We start from the raw sequence: 17,571 nt of genomic DNA, 5'->3' as shown, positions 1-17,571 counted from the left end.
TTGTTTGAATTTATTTAAAAGAAGGAACTTTACTTGTTATTTATATATAAAAGGGTTTTCATTTAAAATTGAGGATTATCAATTCATTTTCATTTGCGGTTTTCATTACATTTTAAAATTCATAAGTTTATTACCATACAACTACATTGTAACGAATTTTTTCTCAGAAGGGAACGATGAAACAAAAGGAATTAAAATAAAGTAGCATTTTGTAAGAAAAAAGGTATATTTTTCATACCTCACGAACAATATACCTTTCAAAACACGAATTATAACTTTTCTTTATACAACTCTAATTTTTCTAACAATTGTTCTTTTACGCCTGGCCATTCACTCGAGATGATACTATACACAACCGCATCTCTCACATAGCCATTCGGCAATTTTCTTTCATTTCTAAGCACACCCTCTTTAACTGCACCTAACCTTTCAATTGCTCGCTGTGCTTTTTCATTTCTTACATCTGTCTTAATTTGTACCCTCAGCATATGCAATTTTTCAAAAGCATACTGGAGAAGCAAATACTTACACTCAGTATTTATACTCGTACGTTGCACACTTGGATGATACCACGTTTGTCCTAACTCGATTGTTTTATCTTCTACTGAAATATTATATAGACGTGTACTTCCTACAATCGTATTCGTCTGTTGATCCACTACAACGAAAGGTATTTGAGTCCCCTTCCCATAACCTTGTATCGCTTTTTGAACATATTGCTGCATATCTTGCGCAGTATCCATTTTAGAAATTAAATACGCCCAAATATCTCGATTTCCTTCTACAATCGAAAACAAAGTTTCGACATCATCACTATCTATTAACTGTAACTTTGCTCTTTCATGAATTATTTCCATTTGTTCCCCTCCTCTTTTTTAACTATATCATACAAAAAACATCTTATAATCTACATATCGTAAACTAACAAACATAAAAAACTCGCTTTTCTTTAAAGCGAGTTCATTCTTTATAGAAGTATGTAAGCAATCGGCGTAATAATAAGTAACGTTAATATCGTTCTTTGTACATAGAGAATAATAAGTTCCGATACTTTTAACGGAATGTCTGTCGATAAAATACAAGGAATGGAAGCTGAGAAGAACAATATAGATGATACCGAAACAACCGCAATGACAAACTTTGTCACAAGTGGTGCACTTACTACTAATAATGATGGCAAAAACATTTCCGCAATACCAACGGATACCGCTTTAGCAGCTAAGTCTGCTTCTGGTAATTGTAATAGCCATGTAAATGGATAAAAAATATAGCTGATCCAATCAAATATTGGTGTAAACTTTGCTAAGATGATACCCATTAACCCTACTGACATAATTGATGGTAAAATTCCCATCGTCATGATAAAACCGTCTTTTAAGTTCACTGCAATATTTTTCATAATACTCGGTGCAGACTTTGATACTTCTAACGCATCTTCCCAAGCTCGTTCTAGCATTTTTTCTTTATAAACAGGCTCTGGGAACCCTTCTTCTGTTACATATGTATCTGGTTTTCTACTAAGGGGTGGGATTCTTACGGTGATAGCAGTTACGATGAATGTGACAACAAGAGTAGTCCAAAAATAAACATTCCATAAATGCATAATGTCTAATGTTTTTGCGATGATGATCATAAATGTTGCGGATACTGTAGAAAAACCTGTAGCGATAATGGCTGCTTCTTTTGTCGTATATTTTCCTTCTTTATACACGCGGTTCGTAATTAATAACGCCAATGAATAGCTCCCTACAAAGGAAGCAACCGCATCGATTGCTGATCTTCCCGGTGTTTTCCATAACGGTCTCATAATCGGACGGCAAAATGTACCGATAAATTCTAGTAATCCGTACCCGACTAATAACGCTAAAAAAGCTGAGCCAATTGGAACGAGTAAACTTACCGATATTACTAGTTTCTCATACAAAAACGGCCCTACATCTGGCGCAAAGAACCAGGCTGGTCCCACTTTAAAACAATACAGTACACCGAAAACGACGCCAACTACTTTTAAAATAGAAAAACAAATGTCTACGAGGGACGTATTCCATTTCTTCGTATAAAACGGATAAATTGCACCCATTACCATAACAAGTAGTGCGTAATAAGGTACTACTCCTGGAACCGAAGCCCGGACCCAAGATACGATATGATCAATCATAATGGACGAAGCACCATTTATCGTAACTGGTACGAAAAACATAAACACCCCAACGAGACTAGCGAGTATAAACCGAAGAATGATCCTCTTCTCACTCCCTGTCTTAATTACATTCCTTTTTAATTCAATTTCACTCAAAATTCGACACCTCCTATTTATCTAAATATTCTGTATAATCATGTTAGATTCCTTCTTTTGATTTCTAATATTTAATCATATGAAAAAGCCTATTTTGAAATAGGCTTTTTCTATTACCTCTCATAATCATCCACAATCACTTGAATGACACGATACGATTCTTCCGCCACTATCTTATTACTAATCTTATTCGCATCATACGTAATTAACGCCTTCCAAAGTGTCCATCCTCTCGCCCTATTCCACGTTTCTTCATCTATGCGCAATACTTCTTTAAATACATTTCTACTATTCTTATCAAAAAACGTCCAAGCCATCGCCGCATCACAAGCAGGATCCCCTACTCCTAAAATACCAAAATCAATTACGGCACAAAGCTTTCCATCCTTAACGAGTAGATTTCCTGGTGCAACATCTCCATGAACCCAAACTGGTTTACGCTCCCACGTTGACTGAAGTGCTAAATCCCAAAGATGCTTTAATACTATTTCATCAAAAACATCCTTATTATTTTCGATAGCACCTCTCGCCTCTTCATCATATACAGATATAAGCCCGCCTCGGTAAAAATTATGTGCTCCAGCTATCGGTCCGTTAGTCGCATCAATGGATTGCAATTCTATTAAAAATGCTCCTAAGTCCGCCGCAAATTCATTTAGGTCACGGACATTTTGTTTCGTAACAGTATCTCCTTCTATCCACTTATTAATAGACCAAGGCCAGGGATACTCCTCAGATGGATTTCCTTTCGCAAGTGGTGTAGAAATCGGTAAAGAAAGCTCCTTACTTAATATAGGTAGCCACTTATTTTCTTTCTCTACTTGTGGTGCATATGCCACGTCACTTGGCAATCTTACACTCATCTCATCCCCTAAGTGAAATGTTCTGTTATCATGCCCACTAAACTTTACAGGTTTCACTTCTAAATGTGCCCATTCAGGAAACTGTTCCCCTATTAACCTTTTAACTAAATCGGTATTAATTTGATCCATTCACTATCCCCTTTTCTTTTGAAACTTACTAAGTCCATCTATACTCCCAACATATTCAAAACCATTTCTCTTATAAAAATCATTCAATATGCGATTATGCCCTACACAATCTAGTTTCAAAAACTCTTTGTCATGTTTTACATTCTCTTCTACCCACCGTAAAATCCATTCTCCTATTCCGTTGCCCTTATACTTCCGTTTCACCGCAAATCTATGAATATATAATGAATTAGAAACTTCCTCTTTACCAAAAATATATTCATCCCATTCATTTTGTTTAGGAGATACTGTCACTGTACCGATAATTTCATCTTCCTTTGTAATCACATATGTATATTTCTCCCTTATCCCTTCTAATATTTCAGCTGTAGCTTCCCCACCTAACAAATACTGCCACTGATCAACTCCTTTATGTTGTAACCACTTTGCTACTTCTTTTAATAGAGCAATAATGCTATCGCTTTCATTTTCAGTAGCAGTTCGAATCTTATATTCTTTTGTTATTGTATTGCTCTTCATATTTTCATGTCTCCTTTCAAATTACTACTATACTGATAATCGCGTTCTACCGTCATTTTCGTCTGTCACGTATTCAACGTAAAGATCTTGATTCAGTGCGTTTTCATACATCAACTCAATCGCTTTTTGATCTTTAGCGTAAATTGTGACGTATGTACAATCCGCAACTAGTAAAACTAATTCACACTTGCTCTCTTTAAATTCTTCATATGTTTCAATATCTCCTAGTACTTCCCCTTTTGGATACGCTTTTAAATCTGCAAAAATAACATAATATATATTGTCTTTAAATAATTTTTTCAAACCTGATCCTTCCACTATACTTGGTTCTTCTGGAAATAATGCCTCATCCAATCCACCACGTGCTACTAAGTATGACTCCTCACTCCCCACCCACCAATCAAATGAAGAAATATCAATCGGCTTTAACACTCTCCAAAGTAAATTATCATATTCATTTGGAATATCTACTGTAATTCCTCTTTTCATTTATTTGCTCCTAGTTTATTTATTTTCGTTTTCATTCCATACATTATATACCAAATTCAACTACTATATTTTGTCGATACCTATGTAACTTGTATTTCACCGCGAAAAAACCGTCCCACTACTTATGAAACGGTTTTTTTCTGCTTATATTTAAGTTTTCCATTCAATTGTTGCACTGCGCTTTAAAATAATTTCTAATATATTCATCACATCAGCCATTCATTCTTTATACTCACTTCGTCTTCACAAAATAATATAAAAACCACACTGCATGATTTTGTTCATCGGCAGCTATTCTACGCAGTAACTCTTTCAAATGTGCATCTGATGCTTCATCTGAAATTTCCAAGTAAAAATCTACTGTCTTCTGTTCATCTTGTATTGCGAATTCTAATCCTTGTAAGTACGTATTCGGACATTCTTCTGTAATTTGTGGTTTTGGCTGCTGACCAGTTAAATTTGTATAGATCTGTACAAACTGATGAAAATGCTTTATTTCATCATTACGAATTTCAAGAATTTGATTTCTTTCCGCCACATTTGGAGCCATATTAGCTAATTTCGCATAGCAACTTATAGCACTAAACTCTCCATTAATTGCTTTCTCAATATCACGAATCAACTTATCATTTTGCCTATACCAATCATAATAATTCGAATTATACATCTTATCCCCTCCATTATTTCGCATTACATTTTATGCAATTTGAAATAGTAGGAGCATGTATACAAAAAGCACCGCAAATCCGAACTCTTCTATTCCCCTTAAAATATAGAAAAACCTATCTTGCTTGATTTCTCTATAGGTTAATAAAAATCAAAAAACGCTTCACTCCTAGTGAAACGTTTTTATCCTTTATGCGTGTAATTCTGTTTTATGTTCCTTTATTGCACTACGTTTGAAAGCAGTCGCTAAAATAATAGCCATACTTACCGCACCAATCCAAACGAGCACAGTAACAGGTGTACCCCAGCTTAACCCTTTTCCGAAGAAGAATATTTCTCGAAGTCCCTCAATCATAAATCGCATTGGCAACCATGCGTACACCCAGTCTTGGTAAAATGGTGACAACATTTCAGGTGCTAATGATAATAACGGTGCACCGAAGAATAGTAAGAGAGCGAATACACCGATTCCCTTTAATCCAACTAATGAAAGTACCGCTGATATCATTAAGAAGAAACTAAAGGACGTAATGGATAAAAATAAAGCTGTATTGGTGAAATTCGATATATTTAACCCTACCATACCATCCGCAATCCATGTAAGGCCAAATCCAATAACAAATGCGGCAATTGCACCTGTTACGATTTGCTTTAGTTTTAATACGAAGTTTTCTTTTCTTGTACCTACTGGCATTTTACTAATCGCAATAAAGATAATCGCTGCACTAGCTAAACTTGCAATCCATAACGGTTGGAATAAAGACATTGGCGAGTTACCATTTGCACTATTTTTTCCGATTTCATTCACATTTGTCACTTTCTTCGTAATCGGTGTTACTACATTTGAAACTTGATCTGCTGTTAAAGTAGCTCCTTTTGCTTTTAATCCTTCTAATAGTTGCGCGCGAACAGTATTGTTCATATTATCAACGATCGCATTTAACATTTGTCCTGCCATAGTGGATGCTGCTGTATTCATTCCTTGATTTATGAATATTTCTACCTCTGGCGAAGATGGCTGTGGTGTTCGTAATGATGCTTGTTTTGTGCTAAAGTCTTTCGGAATAACTAATGCTGCGTAATACTCTTGATTATTTAAGCCTTTTTGCACGGATTCCTTATTTTTTACTTCTACCCACTTTACTGCAGGTTCTTCCTCTAATTTTGATGTCTTTTTCATATTATCAACGATCGTTTTCCCCATATTCATTTTTGGCTGATTCGGAATTTCTACTCCTTGATCCTCATTTACAATTGCGATTGGCAAATTTTTCGGCTGTGGTTGAACGGTTGGAAATAACGTTAATGAAAAAAGAAAAACAACAAGTAGTGCAATAACCGGTGATAACAATAAAAGTTTATTTTTAAACATTTTCTTTTCTCCTCCTATAATTTGATTTATAATAACCAACAACGTGTTGTTTATTTATATTTTGAATTATATGTTCGAGTTGAACCTTATACAATAATCAAAAATCGTGAATGTGTCGGTTATCATACACATTCTTGAAAAGTGTTGGCTAAAATGAAGGAGGGACATACTTTGCGTGATAATAATTTAGATTTACGTGTTGTTCGTACGAAAACTGCCATACGAAATGCATTGGTGGAATTAATTGAAGAAAAAGGTTTTGACGCCCTTACAGTGAAAGATATTACAACGAAAGCGAACATAAATCGCGGTACTTTCTATGCGCACTATCAAGATAAATTTGATTTAATGACGAAATGTCAAGAACAGATTATGTATGAATTTTCTAGCATTGCAAAACGGAAGTTTCCAGAAGTTATTGCGGATCTTGGATCAAATCCTTCCCCAACAATGCCGTTTATACTTATCACTTCTATTCTTGAATTTCTAAATGAAAATAGTGATTTTATGAAAGCTGTGCTAAGCCCAAAAGGAGATTTATCTTTCCAAACAAAACTGAAAGATTTTATGTGGAAAACACTATTTGAAGATACGAATGGTGCTCTCATTAATAAAGAGAACTTACTTGTCCCAAGCCAATACTTAGCCTCTTACATGGCTTCTGCTCATATTGGTGTCATTCAGCAATGGTTAAATAATGGCCAAAAAGAAACACCTGAGGAAATTGCTCGTATTTTATCAACAATTGCAGTTCATGGCCCTTTTTATGCAGCTGGCTTAAAACAATAAGTCAGCTATATAATAAAGGATCATCCACTATAATAGCGGATGATCTTTTATTTCATTACAACACTTCAATATACCCTTCTGTTCCATGTACCCGAATTCGTTGCCCATCTTTGATTCGTTTCGTAGCATTCTCTACTCCGACGACTGCTGGCAATCCGTATTCACGTGCAATCACTGCCCCGTGCGTCATAAGTCCTCCAACTTCGGTGACTAACCCTTTTATAGACACAAACAATGGTGTCCAGCCAGGATCAGTAAAAGCAGTAATTAATATATCCCCTTCTTCTAAATTCGCTTCTTCCATGTTTAAAATAATGCGAGCTCTTCCCTCAACTACTCCAGAAGAAACAGGCAGACCAACAATCGCATCAGCCGGAAGATTTTCTCGTTTATATTTACCTGTAATGATTTCTCCATCAGACGTCATAACGCGGGGAGGCGTTAGTTTTTCATATAATTTGTACTCATTTTTTTGTTTATGAATAAGCTCGTAATCTAGTTTATTCGTGCGAACAACTTCGTGAAGTTCTTCAAAGGTTAGATAGTATATATCATCGATTTCATGAATGACACCGCTCTGTACAAGTTGCTCAGCTTCTTTCAATAATGCCTGCTTATATATGAAGTAACGATTAATCATGCCGTATTTTGGATATTCACGATAACCGATACAATTACGGATGTTACGAATCATTCGCTTCGTTTCTTCTACTTTTTGTGTACCATCCGGCAAATGTTGCAATCGCTCTAATAACTCTTCTTCTTTGTTCAAAGCTTCCTGCAGCCCTTTTTCAAACTTCCGCTTACTAGCACCAGCTTCAAAGTCTCTTATGTTATTTAAAATCATCGGGATAATGGTTGTTGGTTTTTCACTCCAGCGCGTTTTCGTAATGTCGATTTCTCCGCTGCATCTCATTCCGTATTTATTTAGAAAAGTTCGAATGGCATCTCGAGCTTTTTCTCCGCCTTTACACTGAACTAATTCATCTAAAAAGTTATCATTTTCTACATGTTGTAAATATGCAATAACTTCTGGATATGGTCGAATTACATCTGCAACATCCATTAATGCTAAACCCATTTCTGACGTAATATTGTTTTGTACTGATTGAGAAAGCGTGTCTGCTGCATTCTTTTCGCCTAACCATTGCCCCATCTTTTCATTGATCCATGTTGAAGCATCCATACCTGCCATAATGACTGCCATACTTTGCGGATGAAATAATATTTTCTTTAATTGCTGGATATCTTCCAAAATAAAATCAAGTACATCCACCCCTGATTTCGTTTGCATGTTTCGTTTTAACTCTTCAATTGATGCTTGATTCATTTCTATTAAATCCGTAACGATTGCTGGATTGTTTTCGACTTGTGGTTGCGAACTTGCAGGTGGTCCACTTTTACCAACACTCTTTTCTTTTTCATCATCTCGTAACAATGTAATAAAATCATCTCGCTCGACTACAGTCGTTAATGCATCTTTAATAAGCGGTTCCGAATTCCCTATCATATTTAATAAAAGTTCTCTACTAGTAGGCGAAGCCAATCTTTGTGCAACATCAACAAACAACCTTCCTCCAGCTTGAAACCGCTGTCCAAAGGATGTTAACTGGAATAAAGACATTCCTAATGGTTTCAAAGGATCAGTCATCATTTGCTGGTGACCAACCGATACATACACATGATTTTCCCCATCATTTACTTCTGGTATTGGATATAAAGTCGTGATCGGGCGACTTTGGACAATATAAAATGTATCATCCACTACACACCATTCAATATCTTGCGGACAACCAAAATAAGATTCAATCTGCCTTCCGATCTGTGCTAGTTGTAAAATTTGTTGTTCAGACAACGTTTGAAGCTTTTGCTGAGCCGGATCAATCTGTTTCGTCTCCGTTCCGCCCTCTTTTAAAGCATAAATAGCTAATTTTTTAGTTGCTATCATCTTTCCGGTAATTTTTCCTTCTTTTACTTTATAATTATCGGCAGAGACCAGTCCTGATACTAATGCCTCACCAAGTCCAAAACTGGCATCGATTGATACTACCTTTCGGTTAGAAGTAACCGGATCAGCAGTAAATAAAATGCCCGAAGCCTCAGGGAAAACCATTTTTTGAACGACAACACATATAGAAACTTGATTATGTTCAAAATCATTTTGCATGCGGTACATAACTGCTCGCTCTGTAAATAAAGAAGCCCAGCACCTTCTTACATGCTGCAAAATCGCTTCTTTACCGATAATATTTAAATACGTATCTTGTTGACCAGCGAACGAGGCATATGGTAAATCTTCAGCCGTAGCACTAGAACGCACGGCATACGCATGTTCATTTCCAAAACGTGAGAGATAATGAGCTACCGCTTCCACTACTTCAGAAGGGATTTCTACTGCCATAATGACTTCTCTAATCTTCTTACTAATTCCACCAATTTGAGTTCGGTCTTCACGTTTCAACTTTGTTAGCTGCTGCAACAAAGTTTGAAGCTCGTCATTTTGCTCGATGGCCTTTTCATATCCTACCGTTGTAACACAAAATCCTTCTGGCACTTGTATCCCTTGAACGCTTGATAACTCCCCTAAATTCAATCCTTTTCCACCAACGAGTGCAAGCTGCGTGTTTTCTATTTCCTGAAAATCGAGAACGAAAGAACTCATTTACCATCTCTCCTTACTATGCATGTGTTCTTGATTGTAGCAGTAGTAAATACGAATAAACAGTCTATTTCGAACGTGATTTACATGATATAATTAAGTTAGGAAGAGATAGTTTTTTTATTTCTCCCCCTCTAATTCACTTCAATTATATCTCCAAACTTAAACATTCTTTGATTACAAATGACAAAATTTATCCGTTTTCCTTTTTGCCTACTTGCTAAATTCAGCAAGTAAAATGTTTTTAAAAAATTCCGGATTATTAATGTTTAAACTGTTCGAATTGATAGCAAATGTACGTTTGCCTCCAAGTGTTCCACCAGCAAAAGTAGAAAACCCTGGAACGGCACCCCTGTGTCCCCATATCGAGACACCGTTCGGAAGTTTAATTTCAAGAATTCCAAGACCATATCCAGTTCCCTCTCTTTCTGTAGGAACTGTAGTAAGCATTTGTTTTAGTTGCTGTTCCTTCAGTAATTTGCCACTGAGTAAGTAAGAGAAGAATTTGTTTAAGTCGTCAGCAGTAGAAATCATATCTCCATCCGAGCTACCTGGATTAATATAAGTAACGTCTTTTAGCTCACTTGCTCCGTCTAGTTGCAAATAGCCACGAGCATGCTTGGTGCCTGGAATCACGCTTGAATTGCCAGGTAGGAATGTATTTGACAAATCAAGCGGTTCAATAATCCGATTTTCAACCTCTTCCGCATAGCTGTTTCCTGTTACTTTTTCGATAAGGATCCCTAGTATTACGTATCCTGTGTTTGAATAAGACCAACCCTTCCCTGGAGCAAAGTCTGGAGGAAGAGAAATCCCCATCTTTACAAATTCTTCAGCCGTATACGATTTTTTTATATCCGTAATATCAAAGTCTTTTGAATTTATATAGTCAGCAATACCACTTGTATGATTCAATATTTGCCGGATCGTAATCTGGTTACCATCATATCCGTTTCCTTGAATGACACCAGGCAACCATTTTTCAATGGAGTCATCTAGATTCAAACGGTTCTCTCCAGATAATTGAAGTAGAACTGTTGCAATGAACGTTTTCGTCACACTGCCAATACGAAAGCGAAAATCTGCTTTCATTGGTTTCTTAGTTCTCAGATCTGCTACCCCAGCGGTATAACTCCAAGTTTTACCACCCTTAGAAATTTGAGCGAGTATTCCCGGGTATCCAAGTTGCAGTGTATCCCGCATTGCTTTCTTAACGGAAGTACGATCGCTTTGAGTACTTGTTTGTAACGAACTAGATACATTTTGCGCGGGTTCTGCTTTTACAATTGAGCCTGGTGTTATGTATAACAGGGAACTTCCAGCTATTAAAAGTGCTAGACTTGCACATGTAATTTTACTGCGTGTTTTCATAAAGAATTCCTCTCTTCTATTAAAATTGTATAGATAGTTGATAGCAGTGTCATATACGAACCACACAGCTATCAATTCTCCCAATGATGAAAAGGCAACAATGCATTTGCAATCATTGTACTCATTATTTTCACAAAACACTCTTGTTACTGATTGTTTTATATGTAGGCCGTACTTATTCCCCCCTTTCATGCCTCCTCATATTTTTATCCTACATATTGAAAATCTCTTTTTCCTTACCTATCCCTTACAAATTTCTTACATTCGAAATCGCTTCTATAATAATAGGATTGAAGTAGCATCTGTGCCCGAAAGCGCAAAAAAATAGATTACCTGCACACTAAAAAATATAGCGCACAGGTAATCTATTTGTTTTTGAGATTAATAAAAAACTAATTTATTCTTTGAATTCTTCCATCAATAACAGACTGAATTGGTTCTTTTGATTTTTTTATATAATCTACTAATGCTTCAAAATCAGTTGGTCCTGTTTCAGCATCTTTACCGTTTTTAAAGGATACAAATCCATCTCCAGCTGAAGCTAGAAATGCGTTAGCAACGACGCTGTAAGTTTTAGAAGGAATGATTTCTTCTCCATTTGTTAAGCGAATACTTGTTACTTTTTCTCCATTAGACTTGTTCGCATCCCAAGTGTATTGGATCCCTGAAATTTGAAGCATTCTTGTTATGTCTTTTTGCCATTGTTGATTTAAAATATCACGAATGTCTTGGCCTGTTAAATTTACTTTTATTAATTGATTTCCGAATGGTTGAATACCATATATCTCTCCCCATGTAATATCACCAGCATCTAAGTCATTACGAATACCACCAGGATTCATAAGTGCAATTTGGGATTGCATTGTTGTACGCTGGGCATCAGCAACTAAATTTCCAAGAGTAGATTCACCAGCCGTATTGAGTTTGCGATCTAGTGGAGCAATAGACTTACCTACAACTTCATTAACAAGAGGTGCGATTTTTGCTTGATATTTCTCCATCTTCTTCTTTATTTTTTTATCAGGCTCCATGCCTTCATGGTAAGTTGTAACAATTTCTGCTTTTTTCTCAACAATATCTTTTGTTTTACGATCAATCTTTACATCAACATCAGCAAAAGCCATACCATAAGAATTTGCTTGTACGACAAGTTTATTATTAACAGTTCCATTTACATAGGTGTGGCTATGCCCACCAAAAATAACATCGACTTCTGAATCAGTCTCATTTGCTAATCGGACGATATCACCATTTGTTACGCCGTTCCCATCTGTTGTACCTCCGTTATGCGCAAGAACAACGATAGATTTAACGCCTAGTTTTTTTAATTGCTTTACTGATTTGTTAATAGCTTCAACTTCATCTGTAATTTCTACATTCTTTAGCATAGTAGGCATAACAAGGTTAGGAACATCCGTTGTTACGACTCCGATAAATCCAACAGGAACTCCTTGTACCTTTTTTATAGTAAATGGTGGTAAAAATAAACGACCGGTGGATTTATTATAGAAATTTGCAGCAACATATGGGAATTTTGCTCCTTTAAAATCCCCTGTTTTCTCATGGTATCCACCATAAATAAGGCGGTTCATTTCCGCAACACCTTCATCAAATTCATGATTTCCTATAGTTCCAACATCGAATTTCAAATCATTTAGAAATTCAATCGTAGGTTCGTCTTGTAATAATGCTGAAACAGGAGTACTTGCTCCAACAACATCGCCAGCATGTACCTTTAATGTATTCGGATTTTGTTTTTCACGATCACGTAAATAAGCCCCTAAGTACTCAATTCCCCCTGCATCTTTATTGTTAATTTTTTTTACAGTGTCTAGTTGCCCATGAAAATCGTTAATACCGAGCATTTGCACATCTATGTAGCGGTTTGGTTCTGTACTTGCTTGGGCTGAAGGCGCAGCAAATACACTAGTAAAAGTAACTGTACTTATTGCTAAAGCAACTGGAATAATTTTTTTCAACATAAAATTTCTCTCCCCTAATTAAAATCAGACATAATACGATGTTATTTTAATATATTAAGAGGATTATTTCTATAAAAATTCAACTAATTATAAAAATTAATAAGATTTTATTTTTTTCTGACAAAACTTTTCTTTGTTTTGAGGATTATTCAAAATATTATCTTGATAGTAATATAACAATCCACCTAAGAGACCTAAAAAAAGCTAATCTATACATTTTAGCTGGTAAGAAGAATATTCAATTCGAAACTAATAGAGGTTTATCAACCTAACATCTCAATATCACCATTTAAAAATGAATAAAAATTTCGTTATGGAAGATTTCGATTCTTTAAATTGATTACAGTGGTGCACTACTCCGCATTTAAAAAGATGCTCCTGGATTTATCCAAGAGCATCTTTTTAAATGCGGGGACATCAAAACTTTAACTTGATGGGGATATGGCACTCCCCCCATTAATAAATATTACTAACCTTATATCTAGGTTAATATTTATCATATTTTTTATAAACAGGATTAATTAGATTTAAAAAAAGATTTCTTTTTCTTTACTTGTAATAAATCACCTGTCCATCCTTTAAATCGCATATACATATACATACCTCCCGTTGTAAAAATAATAAATAAGAGAGCAATTAAATAGCTATATTTCCATTCTAGTTCAGGCATGTATTTAAAATTCATCCCCCACAATGCTCCTAAGGCTGTCAAAGGCGTACTCACAGCCGTTAATACAGTAAGAGCTTTCATAATTTCATTCCCACGATGAGAAGAAACAACTTCTTGTAAATGAATCATCGTGTCTAATTCTTCTTGGTACTCTTTAACAAGTTGTAATCCACGCTCTAATTTCAAGTGTGTTTGTTTATAACAAAGAGTTTTTGTTATATTTTCTAACCAAGCTTCCTCCAAGCCTTGTAACACTTCTTGTATTAAGCGAAACACATGTGTGTTCATAAATAATTCATGACGAATATGATAAATTCTTTCTAAAACTGCTATGTTATTATGATGATAAAAATCCCATAATACATTTCTGAAATTGTTTTCAAAATAGTCAACCTCTCGCAAATAGTGAGAAATAAACATTGATAAGATAGTACATACTCCTTCAGCGGAACTATTACAATTTTTTGTACCCACCGGGAAATTATGTATTAATTCTTGAAAATCCTCTTCCTCTTTTTCCTGGACCGTTATCAGTACTTCATGAGCTACGAAATAATGAAGAAATTTTTGAATTTTGGCGTCTTTTTTATCTTGATCATATAAAAAAGAACCATATACACAAGTTTGACTTGGTGATAACGTATAAACATATAAGCCATTTTCACAAGGAGAACTTATTTTCTTTACAAATTGAGAGAAATAAGATATTACATCACGAGGGATTATAGAAGAAAGTTTTTCAAGCTCACTAGTTTTCACATGATACCAATTCCATTTCGGCATTTTTATGCATTCCATATTATTCTTCCTTTCTGAATAGTTTTATGTTTGATCGAATAATATCCGTAATATGAAATTTGTATGTAGGTATTCATGTCTTGGAGGAAAAGTTTTTAGATCATCTAAATTACAAGCTAAATGGCATAGGAGGTCTTCTTCTATTACAAGGAAGACCCCCTATATATTAGTTATTTTTATTCTCAATTTTAAACATTTCCTCTATACAAGCACTTTTCATCTTTTCTTATTTATATGTGGAAAAGAAGCCACATAATTTAGCACGTCTATTCAACGAACTCTATTTCGGTCGTTATTATAATTTAGATTCATATGCAGATTGATTGGTGATGTCCTCAAATACTTGACTTCCAATCATATAGTATCCATGAAGTGCAGCCTCTTTCGAAGCGTCTACCATACGGAAAGAAGAAATTTCACCTTGCATTTTTTCAATTCGTTTTTTGTGGATATCTACTATTCCTCCTGTCCAAATAATAGTTTCATACTGGTCTAACTTAAATTGTTCTTGTAATACACGCATAACGTCTTGGAAGTGTGCATCCAACTCTTTTTGAATCAAAGTATCAACCTGACTTGTCTCATGATTTTCTTCTCGACCTCCATATCCTTTTTCTAATATTTTTGGCATGTCGTTAATATGCAATTGATTACTTTCACCCGCATGATTCTGCAGGATATTCTTAATATTTTTCAAAGGCTTGCTACATCCTAGTTCTGTCTCATAATGATTTAAAATGACATTCTGTTTCATATCTGTCATTTCTAATGTACGAAATCCACCATCAATAATTAAGATACGATCTCGTTCCTGAATGATTCCCTCTTTTAAGAAATAGGCATGTAAAGCGACCGGTTGCTGAAGAATCAAAGCATTTTCCACCGTAATATTAATAAATTTCCCATCAATTTGCACGGAAGTTTCTTTTTTTAATACATTTTGTAATTGCTCATGCTGACTACCAAAACAAGTAACGGGAAGCCCGGTCACAACTAAAGGTAACACGACATTTTCTTTATAATCCTTTGCAATGCAACCAAATATTTGTTGTTTAAACTGTTCGCTTTCATAATAATTTTCTATTTCTTCGTCAAATGGAGGAAGAAATGAAGCGTCAGATTGATGCGCTTCATTTCCCATGTAGTATGCAAAGTCTAAGTCTATAAAACTCACCTTTGTTAAATCTTCACTTTCAGCATGGTTAGGTACAGGGGCTAGTGTGGAAACTTCACTCTTAATCGTCACCTCAGAATCTACATCCTGTCGATATGCCCGCTTGGTAAAGCCAATTCCTACATCAATTGCATACAGAGATTTCATACTTTTTCCTCACTTTCTCTTTTTAGAATTCAATCTAGGCACTCTCTTCTTTCTCTTCTTTCATATATTTCTTTTCATTTTTCGTTTTTTCTCCGTCTATGTCCTTACTATTTTGATTTATTTCGTTATCCTTTTCATCTTTTTTCTTTTTGTTATTTTCGTTTTCTGTTAAATCTTTAATAGTAGAAATGACAACCGGTGTGGCTGTAAGCAGTTGTGGTAATGTTTGTTTTGCAACATTAGCTGCAGTTACAGAGAATTGTTTACTTGTCTCAGTTACTTTCTCTAATGTTTCCTTTATGTTTCCTTCTTGTAGTTTGTCTTTTACTCTTTTTCCTTTTGTTTGTATAGCTTTCCGATTTCCTTTTTTTAACAGGGAGACCATGACTCCGGTCGTAATCCCAATCACAGCATATTTAAATATTGTATGTTTCATTTTTCTCACCCTTCTCTACTTTTATTTTCTTCCATGCTACAACCTAAAATAATTAACTTATCTATTTATCAGATGTTGCAATCTATTAGAGAGAATGATAGTTTTGCGGCTGCCTATCACTTGCCGTTGGTGTTTCAGCTGTTACTAGGAGTAAAATTCTCCCTTGATCTAGTTTTTCTTCATATAAGTTAGCTTCCTCCTTCGACAACCCCATTTCCTCCATTTGATTTCGGAGTTCGTCCCCTTTTTTGGAGAAAAAGTTGATAATACTTGTACCCAATCCTTGTTCTTTTACTCCAATCGTATTTGTGTTTGTATCATCCGCAATCTTTTTTGTTAGATGTTTTTCATGTGTTAAGACGTAAATGTCATCTTGGCGAATCCCTTGCAATTCTAGCTCTTTTACTTTCATAACTACTTCCTGTTCATTTTCATATTCATGAACTACCGGTTTTCTTTCATTCTTATGCATTATATTTTTCCTCCCTTAGATTTTTTATTTTCTTATTTAGTTGTTATGTAATATGTAATACACCTATTTTAAAGATGTTAAACCTAAATTTTCAAAAAACTTCACACAATAGGTTATTAATGTTTTTGAATATCAAAGAAATGTCACGAGAAATTTGCTTTGATAAAAGTGTTACAAATAACGATTTGTTTGGAAGGCAAGCCCCTTATTTTATAGAAAATTTCTATTTAGAAAAAGTTACAAAAGAAGTACAAGATACTTTTTTCGTTAATTAAATCAAAATCAAAAAACACTCCTTTTCAAAGAGTGCTTTTAAAAAACATATAACCTAATAAAAATGTTTCTATTTTGATTACAGAAAGAAAGTCTTTATTAAAACATATGGTTGCTAATTTAATTGCAATCTTCCTTGCATCCAAGTAGCAATATCATTTATAACATACTCAGAGATATTAGCAGAATTATAATATTCATCCGGTTTACTTATTTCTCCATAATCTTCTGTAAATAAGGAATTTAACTTTGGATATAGTCGATAATCAATGTTATGTCGTTCTTTTAATTGTTCTTTCCAAAGAGGGATTTCGATTTTCGATTGAACTTGATAGTCTCTTTCTCCTTGAATAATAAAAAGCGGTGTCTTTTGTTCTTTTGACATTTCCACTGCTTTAATTTTACGGATAGAATCCTTACTTCACAGGATTTCTTTGCTGTTTTCACTATATCCTTACTATACAAA

General features: G+C 34.9%; 16 protein-coding genes and 1 pseudogene. 2 read left to right on the top strand and 15 right to left on the bottom strand.

Features of this window, described 5'->3' with window-relative positions; genetic code table 11:
- Positions 1–269 precede the first annotated feature (269 nt).
- The 7 genes from QEP67_RS12300 to QEP67_RS12270 form a co-directional block, all read right to left on the bottom strand.
- Positions 270–857, bottom strand: coding sequence for a GNAT family protein (locus QEP67_RS12300; protein ID WP_000402564.1), 588 nt, complete (start codon positions 855–857; stop codon positions 270–272).
- A 110-nt stretch (positions 858–967) separates the two neighbouring features.
- Positions 968–2,296 carry a YjiH family protein gene (locus tag QEP67_RS12295; protein WP_048566125.1) on the bottom strand — a complete coding sequence of 443 codons (1,329 nt, stop codon included), beginning with the start codon at positions 2,294–2,296 and terminating at the stop codon, positions 968–970.
- 113 nt (positions 2,297–2,409) lie between these two features.
- On the bottom strand, positions 2,410–3,288 hold the full coding sequence (locus tag QEP67_RS12290) for an aminoglycoside phosphotransferase family protein (RefSeq protein WP_064057520.1): 879 nt from the start codon (positions 3,286–3,288) through the stop codon (positions 2,410–2,412).
- A gap of 3 nt (positions 3,289–3,291) precedes the next feature.
- A complete protein-coding gene (locus tag QEP67_RS12285; RefSeq protein ID WP_000841644.1) occupies positions 3,292–3,807 on the bottom strand; it encodes a GNAT family N-acetyltransferase in 516 nt (171 codons plus the stop codon).
- A gap of 27 nt (positions 3,808–3,834) precedes the next feature.
- Positions 3,835–4,296 carry a DUF2691 family protein gene (locus QEP67_RS12280; protein WP_000820209.1) on the bottom strand — a complete coding sequence of 154 codons (462 nt, stop codon included), beginning with the start codon at positions 4,294–4,296 and terminating at the stop codon, positions 3,835–3,837.
- A gap of 232 nt (positions 4,297–4,528) precedes the next feature.
- Positions 4,529–4,963: a ferritin-like domain-containing protein gene (locus QEP67_RS12275; protein ID WP_048566121.1), complete on the bottom strand. Its 435-nt coding sequence runs from the start codon at positions 4,961–4,963 to the stop codon at positions 4,529–4,531.
- Between the two features lie 189 nt (positions 4,964–5,152).
- The gene (locus tag QEP67_RS12270) at positions 5,153–6,373 is read right to left on the bottom strand and encodes a DUF3533 domain-containing protein (protein WP_353706629.1); all 1,221 of its coding nucleotides are present in this window, start codon (positions 6,371–6,373) and stop codon (positions 5,153–5,155) included.
- A gap of 132 nt (positions 6,374–6,505) precedes the next feature.
- Here QEP67_RS12270 and QEP67_RS12265 point away from each other — a divergent pair, with 132 nt between their 5' ends.
- On the top strand, positions 6,506–7,123 hold the full coding sequence (locus tag QEP67_RS12265) for a TetR/AcrR family transcriptional regulator (protein WP_064449318.1): 618 nt from the start codon (positions 6,506–6,508) through the stop codon (positions 7,121–7,123).
- Positions 7,124–7,178: 55 nt separating this feature from the next.
- On the opposite strand, the gene ppsA is transcribed toward QEP67_RS12265, so the two are convergent.
- The 7 genes from ppsA to QEP67_RS12230 all read right to left on the bottom strand — a co-directional run bounded on the left by ppsA (position 7,179) and on the right by QEP67_RS12230 (position 16,832).
- On the bottom strand, positions 7,179–9,785 hold the full coding sequence (ppsA, locus tag QEP67_RS12260) for a phosphoenolpyruvate synthase (RefSeq protein ID WP_064057516.1): 2,607 nt from the start codon (positions 9,783–9,785) through the stop codon (positions 7,179–7,181).
- Between the two features lie 210 nt (positions 9,786–9,995).
- On the bottom strand, positions 9,996–11,153 hold the full coding sequence (locus QEP67_RS12255; RefSeq protein ID WP_033658834.1) for a serine hydrolase domain-containing protein: 1,158 nt from the start codon (positions 11,151–11,153) through the stop codon (positions 9,996–9,998).
- A 392-nt stretch (positions 11,154–11,545) separates the two neighbouring features.
- Entirely contained in the window at positions 11,546–13,135 is a 1,590-nt protein-coding gene (locus QEP67_RS12250; RefSeq protein ID WP_000913744.1) for a 5'-nucleotidase C-terminal domain-containing protein, read from the bottom strand.
- Between the two features lie 517 nt (positions 13,136–13,652).
- On the bottom strand, positions 13,653–14,603 hold the full coding sequence (locus QEP67_RS12245) for a magnesium transporter CorA family protein (protein ID WP_000388887.1): 951 nt from the start codon (positions 14,601–14,603) through the stop codon (positions 13,653–13,655).
- A 295-nt stretch (positions 14,604–14,898) separates the two neighbouring features.
- The gene (locus tag QEP67_RS12240; protein ID WP_064460016.1) at positions 14,899–15,924 is read right to left on the bottom strand and encodes a ParM/StbA family protein; all 1,026 of its coding nucleotides are present in this window, start codon (positions 15,922–15,924) and stop codon (positions 14,899–14,901) included.
- Between the two features lie 34 nt (positions 15,925–15,958).
- Positions 15,959–16,360: a hypothetical protein gene (locus QEP67_RS12235; RefSeq protein ID WP_048566117.1), complete on the bottom strand. Its 402-nt coding sequence runs from the start codon at positions 16,358–16,360 to the stop codon at positions 15,959–15,961.
- Positions 16,361–16,445: 85 nt separating this feature from the next.
- Positions 16,446–16,832, bottom strand: a complete 387-nt coding sequence (locus QEP67_RS12230; RefSeq protein WP_048566116.1) for a general stress protein — start codon at positions 16,830–16,832, stop codon at positions 16,446–16,448.
- Positions 16,833–16,951: 119 nt separating this feature from the next.
- Here QEP67_RS12230 and QEP67_RS12225 point away from each other — a divergent pair, with 119 nt between their 5' ends.
- Entirely contained in the window at positions 16,952–17,107 is a 156-nt protein-coding gene (locus QEP67_RS12225; protein ID WP_064473419.1) for a hypothetical protein, read from the top strand.
- Positions 17,108–17,220: 113 nt separating this feature from the next.
- Here QEP67_RS12225 and QEP67_RS12220 read toward each other — a convergent pair.
- A pseudogene (locus tag QEP67_RS12220) lies at positions 17,221–17,520 on the bottom strand (hypothetical protein); the annotation flags it as partial.
- Between the last annotated feature and the right edge of the window lie 51 nt (positions 17,521–17,571).

Origin of the sequence: Bacillus cereus group sp. MS39, from assembly GCF_040448665.1 — a bacterium.
Taxonomy (GTDB): Bacteria; Bacillota; Bacilli; order Bacillales; family Bacillaceae_G; genus Bacillus_A; species Bacillus_A wiedmannii.
This window is presented reverse-complemented; position numbering and strand designations above follow the sequence as displayed.

What these genes read in the sequence shown, in the direction of transcription:
- ppsA (WP_064057516.1), bottom strand. Translation starts at nt 9,785, where the DNA reads ATGAGTTCTTTCGTTCTCGATTTTCAGGAAATAGAAAACACGCAGCTT.
- QEP67_RS12245 (WP_000388887.1), bottom strand. Translation starts at nt 14,603, where the DNA reads ATGGAATGCATAAAAATGCCGAAATGGAATTGGTATCATGTGAAAACT.
- QEP67_RS12290 (WP_064057520.1), bottom strand. Translation starts at nt 3,288, where the DNA reads ATGGATCAAATTAATACCGATTTAGTTAAAAGGTTAATAGGGGAACAG.
- QEP67_RS12285 (WP_000841644.1), bottom strand. Translation starts at nt 3,807, where the DNA reads ATGAAGAGCAATACAATAACAAAAGAATATAAGATTCGAACTGCTACT.
- QEP67_RS12255 (WP_033658834.1), bottom strand. Translation starts at nt 11,153, where the DNA reads ATGAAAACACGCAGTAAAATTACATGTGCAAGTCTAGCACTTTTAATA.
- QEP67_RS12280 (WP_000820209.1), bottom strand. Translation starts at nt 4,296, where the DNA reads ATGAAAAGAGGAATTACAGTAGATATTCCAAATGAATATGATAATTTA.
- QEP67_RS12240 (WP_064460016.1), bottom strand. Translation starts at nt 15,924, where the DNA reads ATGAAATCTCTGTATGCAATTGATGTAGGAATTGGCTTTACCAAGCGG.
- QEP67_RS12225 (WP_064473419.1), top strand. Translation starts at nt 16,952, where the DNA reads ATGTTTTTGAATATCAAAGAAATGTCACGAGAAATTTGCTTTGATAAA.
- QEP67_RS12275 (WP_048566121.1), bottom strand. Translation starts at nt 4,963, where the DNA reads ATGTATAATTCGAATTATTATGATTGGTATAGGCAAAATGATAAGTTG.
- QEP67_RS12250 (WP_000913744.1), bottom strand. Translation starts at nt 13,135, where the DNA reads ATGTTGAAAAAAATTATTCCAGTTGCTTTAGCAATAAGTACAGTTACT.
- QEP67_RS12300 (WP_000402564.1), bottom strand. Translation starts at nt 857, where the DNA reads ATGGAAATAATTCATGAAAGAGCAAAGTTACAGTTAATAGATAGTGAT.
- QEP67_RS12235 (WP_048566117.1), bottom strand. Translation starts at nt 16,360, where the DNA reads ATGAAACATACAATATTTAAATATGCTGTGATTGGGATTACGACCGGA.
- QEP67_RS12230 (WP_048566116.1), bottom strand. Translation starts at nt 16,832, where the DNA reads ATGCATAAGAATGAAAGAAAACCGGTAGTTCATGAATATGAAAATGAA.